Source organism: Sporolactobacillus sp. THM19-2 (assembly GCF_004153195.1).
In the GTDB taxonomy this organism is placed as follows: domain Bacteria; phylum Bacillota; class Bacilli; order Bacillales; family Sporolactobacillaceae; genus Sporolactobacillus.
Window position 1 is genome coordinate 19,098 of the sequence record NZ_SEMC01000023.1, and the last position, 17,767, is coordinate 36,864.

General features: G+C 43.5%; 16 protein-coding genes and 1 pseudogene. 5 read left to right on the forward strand and 12 right to left on the reverse strand.

Annotated elements, in window-relative coordinates; translation table 11 throughout:
• Positions 1-27: 27 nt before the first annotated feature.
• Positions 28-615, forward strand: a complete 588-nt coding sequence (locus EWH91_RS12470) for a sigma-70 family RNA polymerase sigma factor (RefSeq protein WP_129930364.1) — start codon at positions 28-30, stop codon at positions 613-615.
• Between the two features lie 90 nt (positions 616-705).
• On the opposite strand, the gene EWH91_RS12475 is transcribed toward EWH91_RS12470, so the two are convergent.
• Positions 706-1,227, reverse strand: coding sequence for a flavodoxin domain-containing protein (locus tag EWH91_RS12475; RefSeq protein ID WP_129930365.1), 522 nt, complete (start codon positions 1,225-1,227; stop codon positions 706-708).
• A 709-nt stretch (positions 1,228-1,936) separates the two neighbouring features.
• Between EWH91_RS12475 and EWH91_RS12480 the strand changes: the two genes are divergently transcribed.
• The 3 genes from EWH91_RS12480 to EWH91_RS12490 are packed head-to-tail and all read left to right on the forward strand — an operon-like array spanning position 1,937 to position 5,137.
• Positions 1,937-2,785: an isocitrate lyase/PEP mutase family protein gene (locus EWH91_RS12480; RefSeq protein ID WP_129930366.1), complete on the forward strand. Its 849-nt coding sequence runs from the start codon at positions 1,937-1,939 to the stop codon at positions 2,783-2,785.
• Complete coding sequence (locus tag EWH91_RS12485) at positions 2,782-3,663, forward strand: isocitrate lyase/PEP mutase family protein (protein WP_129930367.1); 882 nt, start codon at positions 2,782-2,784, stop codon at positions 3,661-3,663. Before EWH91_RS12480 ends, EWH91_RS12485 begins: the two co-directional genes overlap by 4 nt.
• Before the next feature lie 58 nt (positions 3,664-3,721).
• Positions 3,722-5,137, forward strand: coding sequence for an MFS transporter (locus tag EWH91_RS12490; RefSeq protein WP_129930368.1), 1,416 nt, complete (start codon positions 3,722-3,724; stop codon positions 5,135-5,137).
• 239 nt (positions 5,138-5,376) lie between these two features.
• Here the strand turns inward: EWH91_RS12490 and EWH91_RS12495 are convergent, their stop codons facing one another.
• From EWH91_RS12495 to EWH91_RS12545, 11 genes are all read right to left on the reverse strand, one after another.
• Positions 5,377-6,441, reverse strand: coding sequence for a BtaManbiosPhlase (locus EWH91_RS12495; protein ID WP_206184331.1), 1,065 nt, complete (start codon positions 6,439-6,441; stop codon positions 5,377-5,379).
• A 316-nt stretch (positions 6,442-6,757) separates the two neighbouring features.
• Positions 6,758-7,408 carry a ribulose-phosphate 3-epimerase gene (gene rpe / locus EWH91_RS12500; protein WP_129930370.1) on the reverse strand — a complete coding sequence of 217 codons (651 nt, stop codon included), beginning with the start codon at positions 7,406-7,408 and terminating at the stop codon, positions 6,758-6,760.
• 39 nt (positions 7,409-7,447) lie between these two features.
• A complete protein-coding gene (gene rpiB / locus EWH91_RS12505; RefSeq protein ID WP_129930371.1) occupies positions 7,448-7,900 on the reverse strand; it encodes a ribose 5-phosphate isomerase B in 453 nt (150 codons plus the stop codon).
• Between the two features lie 48 nt (positions 7,901-7,948).
• Positions 7,949-9,958, reverse strand: coding sequence for a transketolase (tkt, locus tag EWH91_RS12510; protein ID WP_129930372.1), 2,010 nt, complete (start codon positions 9,956-9,958; stop codon positions 7,949-7,951).
• A gap of 108 nt (positions 9,959-10,066) precedes the next feature.
• Positions 10,067-10,810, reverse strand: coding sequence for a transaldolase (locus tag EWH91_RS12515; RefSeq protein WP_129930373.1), 744 nt, complete (start codon positions 10,808-10,810; stop codon positions 10,067-10,069).
• A 23-nt stretch (positions 10,811-10,833) separates the two neighbouring features.
• Entirely contained in the window at positions 10,834-11,874 is a 1,041-nt protein-coding gene (locus EWH91_RS12520) for a zinc-binding dehydrogenase (protein ID WP_129930374.1), read from the reverse strand.
• Positions 11,875-11,879: 5 nt separating this feature from the next.
• Positions 11,880-12,929 carry a galactitol-1-phosphate 5-dehydrogenase gene (locus EWH91_RS12525; RefSeq protein WP_129930375.1) on the reverse strand — a complete coding sequence of 350 codons (1,050 nt, stop codon included), beginning with the start codon at positions 12,927-12,929 and terminating at the stop codon, positions 11,880-11,882.
• A 25-nt stretch (positions 12,930-12,954) separates the two neighbouring features.
• Entirely contained in the window at positions 12,955-14,223 is a 1,269-nt protein-coding gene (locus tag EWH91_RS12530) for a PTS galactitol transporter subunit IIC (RefSeq protein ID WP_129930376.1), read from the reverse strand.
• Positions 14,224-14,247: 24 nt separating this feature from the next.
• Positions 14,248-14,529 carry a PTS sugar transporter subunit IIB gene (locus EWH91_RS12535; protein ID WP_129930377.1) on the reverse strand — a complete coding sequence of 94 codons (282 nt, stop codon included), beginning with the start codon at positions 14,527-14,529 and terminating at the stop codon, positions 14,248-14,250.
• 15 nt (positions 14,530-14,544) lie between these two features.
• Positions 14,545-15,018: a PTS sugar transporter subunit IIA gene (locus tag EWH91_RS12540; protein WP_129930378.1), complete on the reverse strand. Its 474-nt coding sequence runs from the start codon at positions 15,016-15,018 to the stop codon at positions 14,545-14,547.
• A 19-nt stretch (positions 15,019-15,037) separates the two neighbouring features.
• Positions 15,038-17,131 carry a BglG family transcription antiterminator gene (locus EWH91_RS12545; protein ID WP_129930379.1) on the reverse strand — a complete coding sequence of 698 codons (2,094 nt, stop codon included), beginning with the start codon at positions 17,129-17,131 and terminating at the stop codon, positions 15,038-15,040.
• Positions 17,132-17,574: 443 nt separating this feature from the next.
• Between EWH91_RS12545 and EWH91_RS12550 the strand changes: the two are divergent.
• Positions 17,575-17,767 (forward strand): annotated as a pseudogene (locus EWH91_RS12550) (IS5/IS1182 family transposase); the annotation flags it as partial.

Consider the following 17,767-nt stretch of genomic DNA (forward strand, 5'->3'; position numbering starts at 1 on the left):
TCAAACCCCGAAAGGAGCCTCATACCTATGGCTTTCACCGACCATTTTGCCCTTCCTTCTGAGTCTGAAGAACTTGCCTTTGAACGCCTGATGAAAAAATACGAACCGAAGATCTTCAAATGCGTCCGGAACTATTTAACTAAATATGAATCTTACCTCTACAGCTCCTCTGATCGCGATGACCTGCTTCAGATTGCCCGCTACGCTTTCTGGGAAGCAAATATCAGGTTTGACTTCTCCAGGGTCAGTCCGGGAAAGAACCCCGAATATGTCTTTATTGCATTTGCCACGCGGATGATTGACGGCCGATTATCCGATTACCTCAGAAAGCATTACAGGAATGCCAGCCATGAAACATCCAGTGAATCTGATGCATATGAGATACCGGACGAGCCGCAGGAATCCATCAGAGCTCAGATGCTCCGCCTCCTCGAAACCCATCTTCCCGGCCTCACCCCCCGCGAAGCCCAGTATCTCAACCTCGCCCTGTTCGATGACTGGAGCACGCAGCAAATTGCCGAAGCGAAGCAGGTCTCAGAACATACGGTCCGATCCTGGAAGAAAAGTCTGCGAAAGAAGCTGGCCCCTCTGAAAAAAGAACTACTAGAAAAATAGCAAACTCTGAATCTGGCCATTGTATTTACAAAAACCCGCCCCTTTTTTACTGGAGGCGGATTACCCATTTCATGTTATAGGCCGCAGGATTCACCGGCTTTGCTTCATCCGGTCCCGTACTTTTTCAGCAAACTGTTTCCCGAGCTGCCTGGCCTGTTTTTCTTCTTCCGGTGACATGCTGAAATCAACCTTAAAATCGGGGAGAATCAGGTCGGCGCCCAGATCGTCCAGTTTCTTGTGGATCGTGTTGACCGCTTCACAGTACAGTTCATAGCTGGTGTCGCCCGCTCCGAATACAGCACATGGCACCCCTTTCAGATCGAGAGCATCCAGATCATCATAAATATCCTGCGCTTCGTCCGGCAGCTCCCCGTCTCCGGTCGTCCCGCTGCCAAACAGAAAGGCATCGTAGTCTGTGATTTCATCAGCGGTCGCACCAAAGGCATCCTTAACTTTGGGCGTCACGCCTCCCTCACGAATCCCTTCAGCCATTTTCTGAGCAATATCCTGAGTGTTACCCATTTCACTCGCATAGAGAATCAGAATAGATGGGGTGCCCTCTTCACTTTTCTTCGAATCGGGCTGATCTATAGGATTAGATTGACTGGTCATATGTTTTGCACTTCCTTCATCAGATGTTCTAATTGATATTCATTCTCATATTTAGATTAAACCTTTCATCTGCTAAAAGAAAGTTTCTGATCCGGCAGCACCGGACAGACAATGTGAATCAGCTGATTTTATCTGAGGGGGGAGCATTTGCATGAACAGACAGGACAAATGGTTGCAGAAACATGATAAAGAGGAAGAAACTAATGTGCAGAAATGACAGAAAAAATGACTGAGACTGTAAAAATACATATTTTAAACAATTTTCCGATATTGTGTTGACAACCCAGGTCACGTGATGTATCCTGAATTCACTCAATTACGAAAGGTCGTTATCTCAGTGAACATCAGTCGGCGATTGCAAAACCTGCTATCTGAACGAGTGCAAGGCCAGGACAGTTTGGCCCTGTTCAATTTAATTCAGTAGCGGGCACGTATCGCTGAAACAAACGACAAAATCTGTGCGTGTCCTGTTTATGGTCATGACAGTATTTTATCTAAATTCAAGCCCCATTCATGATCATGAATGGGGCTTTTATATTTTTAAGAAAATATAAAATTTTGTGGAAAAAAAGCATCAGAAAAGTTGTGCCTCTGGCGACGTCAGGATCTTGTTAATCAGCAGGCTATTTAAGGAGGTGATGTAAACAGAAACAGCGCGTTTTTGAACACAAGGCAGTAAAAGAACAACAAAAAGAAAGGTTGTGGTGAAGTGGATGACAATTTGTCTGCCGGACTAAAAGAAAGTATTCAAGCCGGCAAGTCCTTGCTCGTACCAGGTGTTTTTGATGGTATCTCCGCAAGACTAACTGAAGAAGCAGGATACCCCGCCGCATTGATTTCCGGGATCGGAGCATCAGCCACGTTGCTTGCTTCAGACGACTACGGACTTTTATCCCTGTCAGAGCAGGCCAGGCAATTACGTTACATTCGTCAGACGGTTGAATTTCCGCTGTTTGTCGATGCGGAATCCGGCTATGGAAACGCGTTGAACACCTTCTACACTGCAAAAGAATTAGAGCGATCCGGAGCGGCGGGATTGATACTGAACGATCAGTCCGTACCGGCCTCATCAGAATTTTTTCAAGATTTAACCGTGATTGAAGCAGGGGAAATGATCGGGAAAATCCATGCAGTAAAAGACGCACTGGATCATCCGGATACCCTGCTGATTGCCCGAACCGATTGTCTTTCAGAAAGAGGATGGGATGAGGCGATCAGAAGGGTCGAACAGTACCGGAATGCCGGAGCCGATTTGGTGCTCGTCGGCGGCCTGACTGACCAGGCGGCAGTGACCCGGGCGGCGGAGTCATGCAACCGGTTGCCGATGGGCGTCACTATCATGGAAAACCAAAATAACACCTTCACATCTCAGGAACTTTTTGAACTTGGATTTCGCCTAATCTTTTACCCGGCCGTTACTTTATTCGCGGCTGCTGAAGCCGAGGAAAAAGCACTGCAACTGCTGAAAAAAAACGGCCACTCCGGTCAGTCGGGCTCAGACATTTTAAACCGTCTGTCTGAAAATCTTTTTCAACCTGGAAAGAAGGTGTCCCCATGAAAGCCGATCGCATGCGCGCCCGATTCAATCAGCTCGTACATCAGCCGGAGATTATCAGCATGGTCGCCTGCCCGGACAGTCTCTCGGCAAAAATTGCTGAAAAAATCGGATTTAAAGCTATTTTTCAGGCGGGGTACACCACATCTGCTTCTGAACTGGCCATGCCCGACCGCGGAATTGCCGACTTCGGAATGATGGTTAACCGGGCCAGAGAAATCGTCAACTGTGTAGATATTCCTGTTTTTGCCGATGCGGATACCGGCTATGGAAATCTGAAGAATGTGGTCCGGACAGTCCGATGCTATGAAGCCATCGGCGTTGCCGGACTGTTTCTGGAAGACCAGATATGGCCCAAGCGATGTGGCCATATGGATGGGAAATCCGTCATCCCGATGGAAGAAATGGTCGAAAAAATACGGGTTGCGGCGTCCGCCCGTCGGCATCGCGATTTTCTGATCATGTCACGAACAGACGCCCGGGCCGTATACGGGCTGGAAGAAGCGATCCGGCGCAGCCAGGCCTGCCGGCAGGCCGGCGCGGACATGATCTTTATCGAAGCCCCGCAAAGCACGGGCGAGTTGAAAAAAATAGCAGCCGCCTTTCCGGACATCCCGCTGATGGCGAATATGATCGAACACGGAAAAACGCCACTGCTAACCGCGGGTGAACTGCAGAAGCTCGGTTTCCGCATCGTGGTCCATCCGACCCTGCTCGCCTATGCACAGACTTTTGCCGAACAGGAGGTGTTACAGGAACTGCACGAAAAGCAAACCACAGCAGGCGTGATCGACAGACTTGTTCCCTTTGATCAGTTCAATCATTTTATCGGACTGGATGAAGTCAATGCACTGGAAAAACGTTACACCCGTCAATCATAAAGAAAAAAACCGCCAGAGATAAAAAAACACACGGTAAATATAAGGGAGAGAAAGATATATGGAAACAGAAAGGACACTCGGTATCGGTCGTATCCGAACAACCGATGAAGTTCATGAGAAACAGTATTCACTGCCGGAGCGGCATCTCCTCGAGGCCCGCATCAATAATCTGCCGGCCACACGGACGATGTACAAAGTATTCACACTGATCACACTCGGTATGGTCCTCGACGGTTTTGACGTCTATTTAGCCGGGGGCGTACTCAGCAGTCTGATCCAGACCGGCTGGTCCACCATGTTTTTGAATGCCGCATTCATTTCCACGACATTTATCGGACTTTTTCTCGGCTCAATCGCCTCCGGTGTCATCGGAGATTTAAAAGGCAGACAATTTGCCTACCAGATCAATCTGTTGATTTTTGGTCTGGCCTCACTCGCCAGCTTCTTTGCTCCGAACATGATCACGCTGATCATTCTCCGCGGGATCGCCGGATTCGGACTCGGTGCAGAAATTGTTACCGGTTTTGCCCTGCTCGGTGAATTTGTCCCTGCCGGATCACGGGGTAAATGGGTCGGCAGTCTTTCCGTACTTGCCAACTGTTCAGCGCCTATTGCTACATTCATTGGTTTTCTGATTATCCCGTCCATCGGCTGGCGCTGGATGTTCGTGATTGTCGGCATCGCCTCATTAATCGTCTGGTACTTCCGCCGGAGTCTTCCGGAATCGCCCAGATGGTATTTTTCACAGGGCAGGTACAGCGATGCTGAGAAAGTGGTCAGGCAGTTTGAACAGGAAGCAGAGAAAAAATATGGAACCCGGCATCCTGGTGTCAATCTGAACGATCAGCAACAATTTGATCAGATCGACACACGTAAAAGCCGGTTCAGTGAACTGTTCAGCAGTAACGAAATCAGGAAAACAATACTTGCCTGCGTCATCCTCGCTGCCATCAACACGGCTGCCTTTACCTTTGTCACCTGGGCGCCGACTCTCCTTGTTAATAGCGGTATCACCGTTTCCAAGTCACTCGGTTATAGCGCATTGATGATGCTCGGTGCGCCGGTTGGTGCCTTTATCGGCAGATCAACGGTCGATCGTATTGGCCGGAAATGGACGATTGTTGGCGCCTTTGTCATGACTGCCATTTTCGGTTATGGCTATGCCTTTCAGACAAACCCGGCAGCAATCATGTCACTCGGCTTCCTGATGACCGTCTGCATCTATATTCTGATGGCTGTCGCGCTTTCCATCTACGTTCCCGAACTGTTCCCGACACGGCTGCGAATGCGTGGTAACGGAACAGCACAGGCTGTCGGCCGTTTCTTTACCATTATCACACCTTACGCAGTAGCCGGCCTGCTCAGCACCCAGGGACCGATCAGTATTTTCATCATGATCGGCATCTTTATGGCTGTTACTGCAGTACTGACCATCTTCTGGGGACCGGAAACAAAGAAACAGATCCTTAAATAACGAGAGTAAATAATTTAAATCAGGTTAAATCAGGCAACCCGGTGAAATGCATAATTACGTTTCACCGGGTTGTGTTTTGTCTGCGGAGATGGGAGACATAGCATTTCGTCACAGCTATTTTATTGAAACAGAGAAATTTTGAAGCCATTCTAAACACAAAGCGAACGCTCAATACACCGGCATAAATATTAAGACGGCCGTGAGCGCTCTCTTCCATCTTCATCCTGTTTTGCCTTTATTCAGCAGATTTTTTCAAGGTCGGACAGTATTTCATGAATACTGAGATCGGCAGCTGCCATTGATCGGTCTGCCACACCATAATAAAGGTGCAGCGTATCCCCCTCGGTGATCCCTCCGCACGTAAACACGACGTCGCCGAAGAAACCGTTTCGTTCATAGTTCGCCTCCGGCTCAAGTATGGGGTGTTCTGAACGGGCAAGAATCTTCGAAGGATCATCTCTGTCAAGAAGCACCCCGCCAAGACAATATCTGCCGCCTGGAGACATCCCATGGTAAATTTCCAGCCAGCCGTCCTGAGTGAGAATCGGTACAGCCCCACCCCCGATTCTGGCGGCATCCCATTTATTTGCCCGGGTCCCCATGAGATGGCGATGATTGCCCCAGCATTGAAGATTATCAGATTCAGATAGCCATATATCAAGACTGCCTACACTCTTTGGTGAAGGACGATTGAGTGCATAGTATTTACCTTTGATCTTCTCAGGAAAAATGACGACATCTTTACATTCAGGTAAGAAGATCAGCCCCCGATCATCATAATGTTTGAAGTCCTTTGTCGTCACAAGTCCGACGCCGATACCATACGCCGATACAGCACTGAAGTAAATCGCATAGGTGTCACCCATTTGTGTGATCCTCGGGTCTTCTATGCCAAATGTCTGGTAACGATTACATGGATAAATAAATGGTTGATCATCAACAGTGAAGTGACGACCATCCCTGCTCCGGGCAAGTCGGAGATAGGACAGGGAGGTTAAACCGACAAAGCGATCCGTATTTTTTCTCAACCTGATTGTCCGGCTATCTTCAAAATTCAGTTCAGGATCCTGAAGATCATAGTTCTTGACGACAACTTTTCGCTTCACTTCGTCATAGTATGGCGATGGAACTTTAGATGGATCTTCTCTAACAGGACGTTCAGCCACACGTAATAATAGCAGAGTTTCCCCATGAAAACTGGCAATGCCGGCATTAAACGCTCCTATGACTTCAAATCCCGGATGTATCGGTTTCACATCTTCCGGCTGAATCAGCGGATTTTCGATATAGCGACGAACATGTATCATCTTTATTTTCCATCCTCACTTAATTATGGCCTGCATCATCATTATAATTTTTATTGTCCGAGAGGATACCCTAGCCGACATTTTTAGTTCCAGGGATTTCTTTATTTATCTACATGATGGGGCATAAGTCATCCAAAAGTTATCCAATTCCAGAAGATCCGGTGAATGTTATGCTAAACGTATTTTTTCAGGGTATGGGCAGAGTATTCAGCCACGTTCTGGAAGGGTACAGGGTCTATAAAAATAAAAAAAGAAGGGTTGAATGTGAATAAAATCACTCAATCCTTCATCAATAATGAAGCATGATGTTTGGTTATGCTATGATCCCGGTTAATGTATGAATCGCCTCAAGTCGGTTCTTTTGACCGAAAACAGCGGAACCGGCAACAATAATTGATGCTCCGGCTTTCAGGCAGAGTGGCAGGGTCTGTTTATTTATTCCTCCGTCAACTTCAATATTAATATTGAGTTGTTCGGCGTCAATAAATAATTTTGCTTCGTGTATTTTTTGAAGCATGGAATCAATAAACGTCTGACCACCAAAGCCGGGATCTACAGTCATGATCAGGATATAATCCAGATCTGGCAGAACAGGTTTAATTTGAGAAAATGGTGTTGCCGGGTTTAACACAACACCCGCCTGCACACCGCCATCCTTGATCAGTTGTATCGTTCTATGCAGATGTCTGCAGGCTTCAGCATGTACGGAAATCATGTCAGCGCCTGCATTTATAAAGGATGGAATGAGATGATCGGGCTCATCCACCATTAAATGGACATCTATATCCATCGCTGTCTCTTTTTTTAATGCGGCAACAACATTTGCCCCAAATGTGATGTTCGGTACAAAATGTCCGTCCATCACATCAAAGTGAATCAGATCAATACCCGCCCTTTCAACATCACGAACTTCTCTGGAAAGGTGAGCAGCATTCGCAGATAAAATCGATGGTGCCAGACGCATTTCATATCGCCTCTCTTTCATTAATCATATACAGAAGCATCAGACATGAGATTCTTCTTTTTCAATTCGGGTGATCAGATCCAACCGTCTTTGATGTCTTCCACCCTGAAATTTGGCATTCAGCCAGGCGTCCACAATCATTTTAGCCAGTTCCGGTCCTATAACCCGCGAACCAAACGCAAGTATATTTGTATTATTATGTTCACGGCTCAATTTTGCAGAGAAGGGCTCGCTGCAGACCACTGCACGAATACCCGGGACTTTATTTGCGGCTATGGAAATGCCCACTCCTGTTCCGCAAATGAGAATGCCAAGATCAGCCTCACCACTGACCACTGCATCAGCAACTTTCCTGGCATATACAGGATAGTCGACACTTTCCGTGGAATGCGTCCCTTTATCAATGACTTCAATACCTTTTTCAATTAAATAATCCTGGATGGCAGGCTTTAAATCAAAACCTGCATGGTCACAACCAATAGCTATTTTCATTCGACTCACCTTCTGATTTTATCAGGCTGGCTAGATTCAGTCAGTGATTTATACTGTTTGTTCTTTCATCAACATTTTTTTCATGGCTGCCGCAACCTTTTCCGGAGTAAATCCGAATTTTGAAACGACTAAAGGTCCAGGAGCGGAAGTTCCAAAACGGTCAATCGTGATCAAATCACCTTCGTCACCAATAAACTCTTTCCAGCCCAGTGAAGACCCCATTTCTATCGCCAGTCTCTTTTTTATCGCTGGAGGAAGAACCTTGTCCCGATACGAGCGTGACTGTTTTCTGAACAGTTCCCACGAAGGAAGACTGACAACTCGAACCTCTATTGAATCGCGTTGCAGAATTTGCTGAGCTTTAACTGCAAGTTCTACTTCTGAACCGGTTGCAAGGAGAATGCCCTGAGCTTCAGTGCGGGAATCAGAGACAATATAACCACCTCTCTTCACACCCTCAGAGGCACGTTCTGTTTCTCCTTCCACCGTCTGGACACCCTGACGTGTTAATACGATTATCGTCGGCTGATTATGGCTTTCGACAGCAATTTTCCACGCTTCACGTACCTCATTACCATCTGCTGGTCGTATAAGGTTTACATTTGGAATGGCTCGTAACCCGGCCAGCTGTTCAATAGGTTCGTGTGTCGGACCATCCTCACCTACAGCAACGGAATCATGTGTGAATACAAATATGGAAGGAATACCCATCAGGGCGGCAAGGCGAATAGCCGGTTTCATATAATCTGAAAATGTAAAGAAGGTTGAGCAGAATGGCATAACACCCCCATGCAACACCATTCCGTTAACCGCTGCGGCCATTGCAAACTCCCGGACGCCAAACCATATATTACGTCCACTGTAGTGTCCGGGGAGAAAGTCTCCGCTGCTGCTTATCGTTGTTTTTGTGGATGAAGCCAGATCAGCCGCACCGCCAAACAGTTGAGGCACAGACTCGGCCAGTTTATTAATTACTTCACCGGATGTTGCCCGAGTGGCTTTCTTCGTTTCGGGTCCATAGAGAGGTAACTGATCTGCAAAGTGATCAGAAACTTCTCGGTCAACAGCTTGCTTTAACTGTGCAGCCAGTTTCGGGTATTTCTCTTCATAGGCAGCAAATTTTCTTTTCCACGCATTTTCTGCTATTTGTCCGTCAGAAGCGATTGCCTTAAAATGTTCCTTTATTTCTTCTGGAACCGTGAATGGTTCATATTTCCAGCCATAGGCTTTCTTAGCCCCTGCAGCTTTCTCAGCACCCAACGGATTTCCATGAACTTTATTGGTTCCGGCAACATCAGGAGCCCCGTAACCAATGGTTGTACGTACCTCAATGAGTGTCGGACGGGTTTCATCCATATCAGCGTGATCCAGTGCCTGTTTAATGGCGATCACATCATTTCCGTCTTCAACCAGCAGCGTTTGCCAGCCGTAGGCTTCAAAGCGTTTTCTCACATCTTCAGTAAAAGCCATGTCTAATTTTCCATCCAAAGATACTTTATTAGAATCATAGAGCATAACCAGACGACCAAGCTTTAACCGGCCTGCCAGTGAAGCCGCTTCACTCGCTACCCCTTCCATTAAATCGCCATCACCGCAAAGCACATATGTGTGATGATTCACAATATCATAGTCTTCTCGGTTATAAACTGATCTAAGGTGTGCTTCTGCCATAGCCATACCGACTGCCATAGCTACACCTTGTCCAAGAGGCCCGGTCGTCGCTTCAACACCAGGGGTGTGGCCGTATTCAGGATGTCCGGGTGTCAGGCTGCCCCACTGACGGAACTGTTTAATATCCTCAAGCGTTATGCCATATCCGAACAGGTGAAGCAAACTGTAAAGAAGCATGGATCCATGACCGGCAGAAAGAATAAAGCGATCACGATTAAACCATTCAGGATCAGCGGGATTATGCTTCATTTTCTTCGCCCAGAGCGTATAAGCCATAGGTGCCGCCCCCATGGGGAGCCCGGGATGTCCGGACTTTGCTTTTTCAATGGCATCAATGGATAACGTACGAATCGTATCAATTGACAATTGATCTAGTGAAACAGGCATAAAGACATCTCCTCATCTAAATATATTTGATCTTTCTCCTCACATAGAAGAGTCATCATCAGATAGCGTTTTCAAAGTCAATAGCAAGGCATATATGACGTCGTAAAATCATCCCCTGCTTACTGAACTGGCTTCATCTTGTGATAGAATCGTATAACCAAGAGACTGGATATCTTTGTTAAACCCTTTTACTGTATCAAGGGATACCTGCTCCAGTGACTTACCAACTTTTTTAAGTTTTTCAATGATTGCCGGCGTACAGGTAATAATATCGACACCCAGACGATCCGCTTCATAGACATTAAAAAGTTCACGAGAACTTGCCCATAGCAGTTGTGCACCCTTATTATGCTTGCAAAGCTCAACTGATTTCTTCATATAAGGAATGGGATCACGTCCTGTATCAGCTATTCTCCCGGCGAAAACGGATACAATATTTTCAACATCCGGATCCAGTGCTGCAACTGTATCCTCAACTTGTTTTGTTGTTAGAATAGCTGTTACATTCAGGGAAAAGCCTTTTTTTTGCAGCTTTTTTATTAACGGGATGGACGATTCACCTTTGGTATTCGTAATAGGAATTTTAATGAAGACGTTTTTCCCGAATGAATGTATTTTTTCCGCTTCTTTTTCCATCGTTTCAAAGTCGTCGGCAAACACTTCAAAGGACAATGGTAAATCCGGAATTTTTTCGACGACTTCTTTGGCAAAGGCAACGTAATCTGCCACACCTGCCCGTTTCATTAGACTGGGATTGGTTGTAAAACCGGAAACGAAACCGGCTTTATAAGCTGATAGCATGTCATTAATGTCCGCACCATCTGCATAAATCTTTACCTTTAAATGATTCATATCTATTCCTCCAGATATTTTTTTCAAATATTCCCGGATTTAATGAGCACCTTAATTTCGTGTCCACCCATAACGGATTCAAAAGCATCTCTCCATTTCTCCAGTGGGAAGACCTTCGTGATCATCTTATCTGCATTAATTTTTCTTCTTGTTAACAAATCCAGAGCAATTAACCATGAACTTGGCTTCTGTGAACGGCTGCCAATATAAGTAATTTCTCTCTGAATAATTGATTCTTCGTCAATCGGGTTAGCCTTCTTTGCAAACAAACCAACCTGAACGAATGTCCCCTTCTTACGAACCAATGGTAACCCCTGGTTCACTGCAGGGACAGCACCGGAACAATCAAATACTCGATCAACACCATACCCATCTGTGTGTTTCAAAACAATGTCTTCCAGATTTTCTTTCATGGTATCTACAACAATATCTGCGCCAAGCTGTTTCGCTAATTCGAGTCTATCCTTATCTTTGGTAATGCCAGACATGATCACAAATGCACCTTGGGCTTTAACAACCTGCAGCATCAGTAAACCAATCGGCCCTGGCCCAAAAATCAGAACCTTATCCGAATCGCTGACAGTCGTCTTCTCAAGTGCTGCATGTACACAGCAGGAAAGTGGTTCACTTAATGCAGCTGCCTGATATGATAGACTGTCGTCAAGAACATGACAGCTTTCTTCCCTAGACAGAACATATTTTGCAAAACTTCCGTTAGCCTGAGTACCTATACCTCTACGATGACTGCACAAGTTATAATCTTTTTCTTCACAATATCGACATTTTTCACAGGTCTCAAATGTCGTCTCACTTGTCACCCTGTCTCCGACTTTAATGTTCTTCACATCAGGTCCGACTTCAACAACCTTTCCGGAGAATTCATGTCCCAGCGTCACAGGTGTTGTTGGATTTTTGTACTCTCCTTTGAAAGTGTGAATATCTGACCCGCAAATTCCTGTATAAGCAACCTCTATTTTCACACGATCACCATATACTTCTGGTTCAGGGACATCTTTCAAAACCATTTGATCATAACCCGGAGCTTCTTTGACGACTGCTTTCATTTGTCTTACACCTCTGTGTTTGGTAAAATCATAACTTTATTAAAGGGTTCTCGGCGATTTAGCATCATATCAAAAGCTTTGTCCGTATCTTTTAGATTAAATCTGTGAGAAATATAGGGTGTTAAGTTTAATTTTTTTTGCTGAATAAAACCTATGGCCGCATGCCAAGATCTTCCGGGGAAGGGTGCGGTATAAGAATTCCAACTCCCCTTCAAAGTCAATTCACGCCGAAAAATATTCTCGAATGCTTTTTCATGAAGGGTAACATCTGAATAAGCGATTCCTATATACCCTACTTTTCCCTTCTTTTTCGGGACTAACAAAATTTGCTCCTGAGTGACTTTAGAACCAGCACATTCAAATGCGATATCTACACCTTTTTGATTTGTTATCTTCAGTATTTGTTGTTCGACATCTTCATTCATTGGGTTTATGGTGTACTGACATCCTATTTTTCTCGCTTCAACTAATTTTTCGGGCGCAATATCAATTGCAATAATTTCTTTAACGCCTGCGAGTTTCAACCACTCAATCACTAACATTCCTATTGTTCCAATTCCAAAAACTGCTGCTTGATCACCAATTTGAGGATTAAGACTCATGACCCCATGCAGAGCAACCGCTGCAGGTTCAATCATGGCAGCCTCTTCAAAATCAATATCATCAATAGGGAGCACATTGGTTACAGGTATGTTTGCATACTCTGCAAATCCTCCATATCTTACTGAACCAATCATTTTGTAATTTTCACACAGTGAATATTCACCTCTCTCGCAATATTCACATCTTCTGCATGGAATAAAGGGAACGACAACAACATGTTGCCCCTTCTCAAAATTTCTGACTTCTGTACCCTTTTCAACAACTATTCCAGAAAACTCATGACCCATGATTGCTGGCAATGGATATTTCCATTTCGATTTCATCTTGTGAGTATCAGAGCCACATATCCCACAAGCCAAAACTTTTATTTTAACTTCATCAGATTTAAGTTTTGGTAACGTTACATCTTCATAATGAATTTCGTTATTCTCGCGTAAAACAGCCGCTTTCATCCTATTCGCCTCTATAAATTTTTATTTAAAATATTGAATGTAACAACTGCGCAAACTTCAAAATGATCCAATTTAATGGATTTCCTCCCATATCGAGCGAAGACACCTGTGTCACACCTTGTGGAAAGTCATATACGCCCTTCATCATCTCCGTATGAACAGGCCCAAAATCCGTCGCCATCAGCAAGGAAAGAGATAGAACGATGGTCCCAGCTAATACTGAATGAATAATGTTGCCCTTTCTTGAAGCAACAATAAAAGATACATAAAATGGTATCGTTGCTAAATCTCCAAAAGGTAATACCTTATTCCCTGGGATTATAACAGCCAGTATCAATGTAATCGGTACCAAAATTAACCCCGTTGCTATATTGGCAGGATGTCCAATTGAGAGTGCTGCGTCCAACCCCAAATGAACTTCTCGACCATGATATTTTTTGCTCAGATATTCTCTAACAGACTCTGATATCGGAATCAGACCTTCCATCAGTATTTTTACCATACGGGGCATTAAATACATAACACCTCCCATTGCAATTCCCAATTTAAAAGCATTACCAATATCATATTTAGCTAGAAGTCCGATTACGAAACCAATGATTAAGCCCATAATCATGGGTTCGCCAAATATGCCAAACCGCTTCTGGATTGTTTCTGGATCCGCTTTCAATTTATTAATACCTGGAATTTTTGAAATCAACCAGCCAATAGGCATACCAATAAGACCGAAAGCGGCAGTTGATCCTGTTGGTAAAGAGATACCCTCCAATCCATAAAATTTTTGTACCATGGGAGCAGTACGATCCGCAATAATCAGAACAATCACTTCAAAGATGAACGCACATAGGATCGCAAACCACCAATTGCCGGTTACAATATATCCAGTTGCACCGGCCGCCATAAAGTGCCAGTAATTCCAGATGTCAATATCTAATGTTTTAGTTACTTTTACGAATAATAGAAGAATGTTTAGCAACAAACACAAAGGAATCAATATTGCCGCGACAGGAGATGCCCAGGATGCTGCTGCTGCTGATGGCCATCCGGTATCAACAATCGTTAGATTGATACCAAAATTTTTGACCATTTGCTGAGCTGCTGGGCCTAAATTATCAGTTAATAAACCAATAACTAAATTTATACCCACAAAACCTATACCGATTATAATCGCCGATTTAAAAGCTTTACCAAATCGGACCCGGAAAATAATCGCTATGAGGAATATAGCTAAAGGCAAAATAACTGTAGCCCCTAGATTTAAAATATACTGCACAACGTTATACAGAGTATCCATTCCACTTCCTCCTTTGTAATCAGTTTATTTTAGATATCCAAGAATTTTTTCATCCATTGCCTCCATATTGATTCCCGAAATATAAGCAGTTGCAACAACAGCAGGAATTTCATATTTTGTCGGCAAAATAGTAGATGAAACGATTAAATCTGCATCTCTTTGTTTGGATTTAACTTCAGTAATCTTGCATTGAACAATTTCCGCATCAATATGATTTTTTTTAAATAACTTCTCAACACGGTCAACCAGCACGGTAGAAGTAGCAATTCCTGCTCCGCAGGCAACAAGCACTCTTTTTTTAGCCATATTTTTCCCTCCAGATTATCTATTTATTGAAGCACATAAGGTTAATGCTTTAAATAATTCATCTTTATCACTTGCATTTACCAATTGAGTGACGTGTTTTTCATTTTGAATCATGCCTACTAATTCCTTCAAGGCTTCAAGCTGAAAATGAGGTTCATTAAGGCCCAACATAAAGACCAGAGAAACATCAACATCCTGAGTTTTATCCGCCATTTGCTGGAAAACAACAGGGGGGGCCAGGGTGGCAACAGCAATAAATTGTTTTTTTACGCATTCTGCATCTGTATGCGGAATGGCCACATTATAATGATTCAGCTTCAACCCTGTAGGGAAGTTTCTTTCCCGATCGACTACTCTGCTTAGAAAATCATCTGTTACATATCCTCTCTGATAAACCTGTTCGCCAAGGAATTGAAAGAGCTCCTTTTGAGTGTTGAATGACAGTTTGAGGAAAATCAAATCTTTTTTGATAAATTGATCTATGCTCATAAAAATCTCCTCCTTTCTCTTATTCAAGCGCCGGCTCTTTCACGGCACCAAGAAATTCTTTAATAACTTGAGATAATGCCACATTTGACTGCGCACTTTTCATCCTTTCGATACATGATTGCGATTGGGCAATCCGGCATAATTGTCGTAGTGCATTGAAGTGTGATGTTTTATCGACAGCTGCCAGGGTAACAACAAAATATACTTTCTTCCCGTTCTGTACCTTTATCCCTCTTCGGATGTGCAGGAGACTCATACTCATTTGACGGACGCCATTTTGAGGCTCTGCATGAGGAAGAATAATATTACCGAATAAAGTGATATGGAGAGCTGGTTCATGATATAATTGTTTTAACGTATTAATGTATTGGATGGTAATCGTGTTTTGTTGCAGCAGAACACTGGCGCTCTTTTCCAGGGCATCCATCCAGTTTTTTACTGAATCAACTTGACGGATGGTTAAAGGCGTGAGCAGGTCATCCAATTGAACCGGAACTCTCCTATATTCAGAAATATTTTCATCATAATTTGCTATTGAACCACTGCTGAATAAATTTTCCAGTTCCGTGCATAGTTTTTTTGGGTTTTTTATATCAGCATAACGACTGATTACATCCATCAGTGCTGTAAAATCTACTTCCATTGCGTCTAGATGATAAAGTTCTTTGATCACCCGCTGTTTAAGTTCCCTTTTTTCCCTCTCATTCATCATTTCATTGATAACGAAGAGTCGTGCCTCTGTCTTTAATGGTACAGCTGAGAATACGACATCAATGGGATACTGGAACTTTTTAAACTCTCTGACTGACATTGCGGGATAGAAGAACATATATGAAAACATATGACGTAACGAATTTTCCATCAGCAGTGATATTGAGATGCCATTTGTGCAAACTACTGCCGCTCTGATTCGTCCATCCAATTGATCCTTATCCTGGATAAGATGGCTACCGATAAATAATGAGATAAACAAAACTTCTCTATCAGGGATAGATACTCCAATAAATTGTTCCAGTGGCTGAATAGATTTTTTTACAAAATAATTGATGAGTTTATATTCGTGACTGATTTGGCTCAACCCATTGTAATTCGTCGTCAGACGATATTTGATTCGGTAATAAGCAGGTTTAAAGTGAACGAGCAATTTCTGTAATAATATTTTTTTATTTTTCAATGTAATACAGGCGTTTTTCTCAAATTGATCCAGAAAATTGGATAATGCTTTTTCCAGCTGTGGTAAAGCGCCATCTAGAATATAATGATTTGAAGAAATGATATTAGACGACAGTAACTGCAAGGTAATGTAAATCCTTTCCTGTGGTAAAATATCAGTCTGTCCGTCAACTAAATCCTCTACAGCTTCATATTCGCGTGTATCTGAAAGCGTCCTATAATTAATCTGGAAAATATTATCAATTGTCTTACCTTGGTGTATCCTCCGGAAAATACCTTCAAGCAGAAAGGGCAATTCCATCATTTTTTTATCAACAAATTTAATTCCCAATTTTCCTTCCATTAATTCAATCTTCTTTTGCCATAAAGCAATTTGCTCATCCGTCATCTTTAAATAATGTGCAAGATAAGCTTCACCTTCGTTTATGTGAATTAGATGATCTACTGCATTCATAAATGCTGATCGCTGATTCCACTCATCACCTTTAATGACATAGCCTTCCTTACGTGAATAAACCAGTCTTAATTGAAATTTGTGTAAAAATGAATGTACTTCCTTTAGATCCCTTAATACAGTATTTCTGCTCACCTCCAGTTCAAACATAAAATGATTCACGGACAATTGTTCTTCATAGGTGATCAACATAAGTACAATCACGTATGACCGTTCTTCGGTTGAGGGAATATACCAGTCGACTACGTTTTTTGTACCGTCTAGACTCCCCATCAACTTCATTAGTGCAGGCGGTATCATAAAATGACCAGAGGACGTGTGTTTGATCAGTGGATAGGTTTTATCCGATAGCCACCGATTCAGCTTCGAAATCGTATAATCCACTTGACGTCGTGACAGTTGAAATACAGTTTGAAGATCTTTATTGGTTTTGTTCGGATGTGCCAATAAATAGTTCAATAACATGTCGCTTCGTTTTTCCAGCATCCTTATTCCTCCTACGTGTTTTATTATATAACGGTTTGACGTTTAATTGTATGCGCTTTCAACGCCATTTACTGACATCGAATTGTGCACCATGATACTGTTCTGATTTAGCCGGTGATTCATGACTTGTATATGGATCTCCTTATTTCACGCAGAACTATCTTCAGTCCTGCAACGTCTTAGCCATTTGGTATGTTCATAATAAAGTGAAAATTTAACAAGTAGGGAGTTTTCTTCATCCCCACTGGTGTAAAATTAAGCCAAACGGCTCAATGGTCAGTTGATCCCCCACCTTTTCTTTTGGAATACATAGGGTTTGCTGAATTAATAAAAAATGCTGATACAGCAGGATTTACGGACACTTTTGTCGAACTTATATGCAAGGAGAAACACCAGATTTCCGGGCAATCCCGGAAAAAGCCTTGCACATGGAGCCGATTCAAATGTATCGATATCAGGAACAGCAACTCATCATGCCGGAAGACTTTTTCCTCCCTTTCGGGGGTACTTTGAATAAAGATAACCGCTGGGTACAGCTTGCTCAGATCATCCCCTGGTGGAAAGTTGAGGAGCACTACGCTGCGACGTTTAAAAAGACTACGGCGAAAGGCACAAGACCGCTGTCAGCCCGTTTGG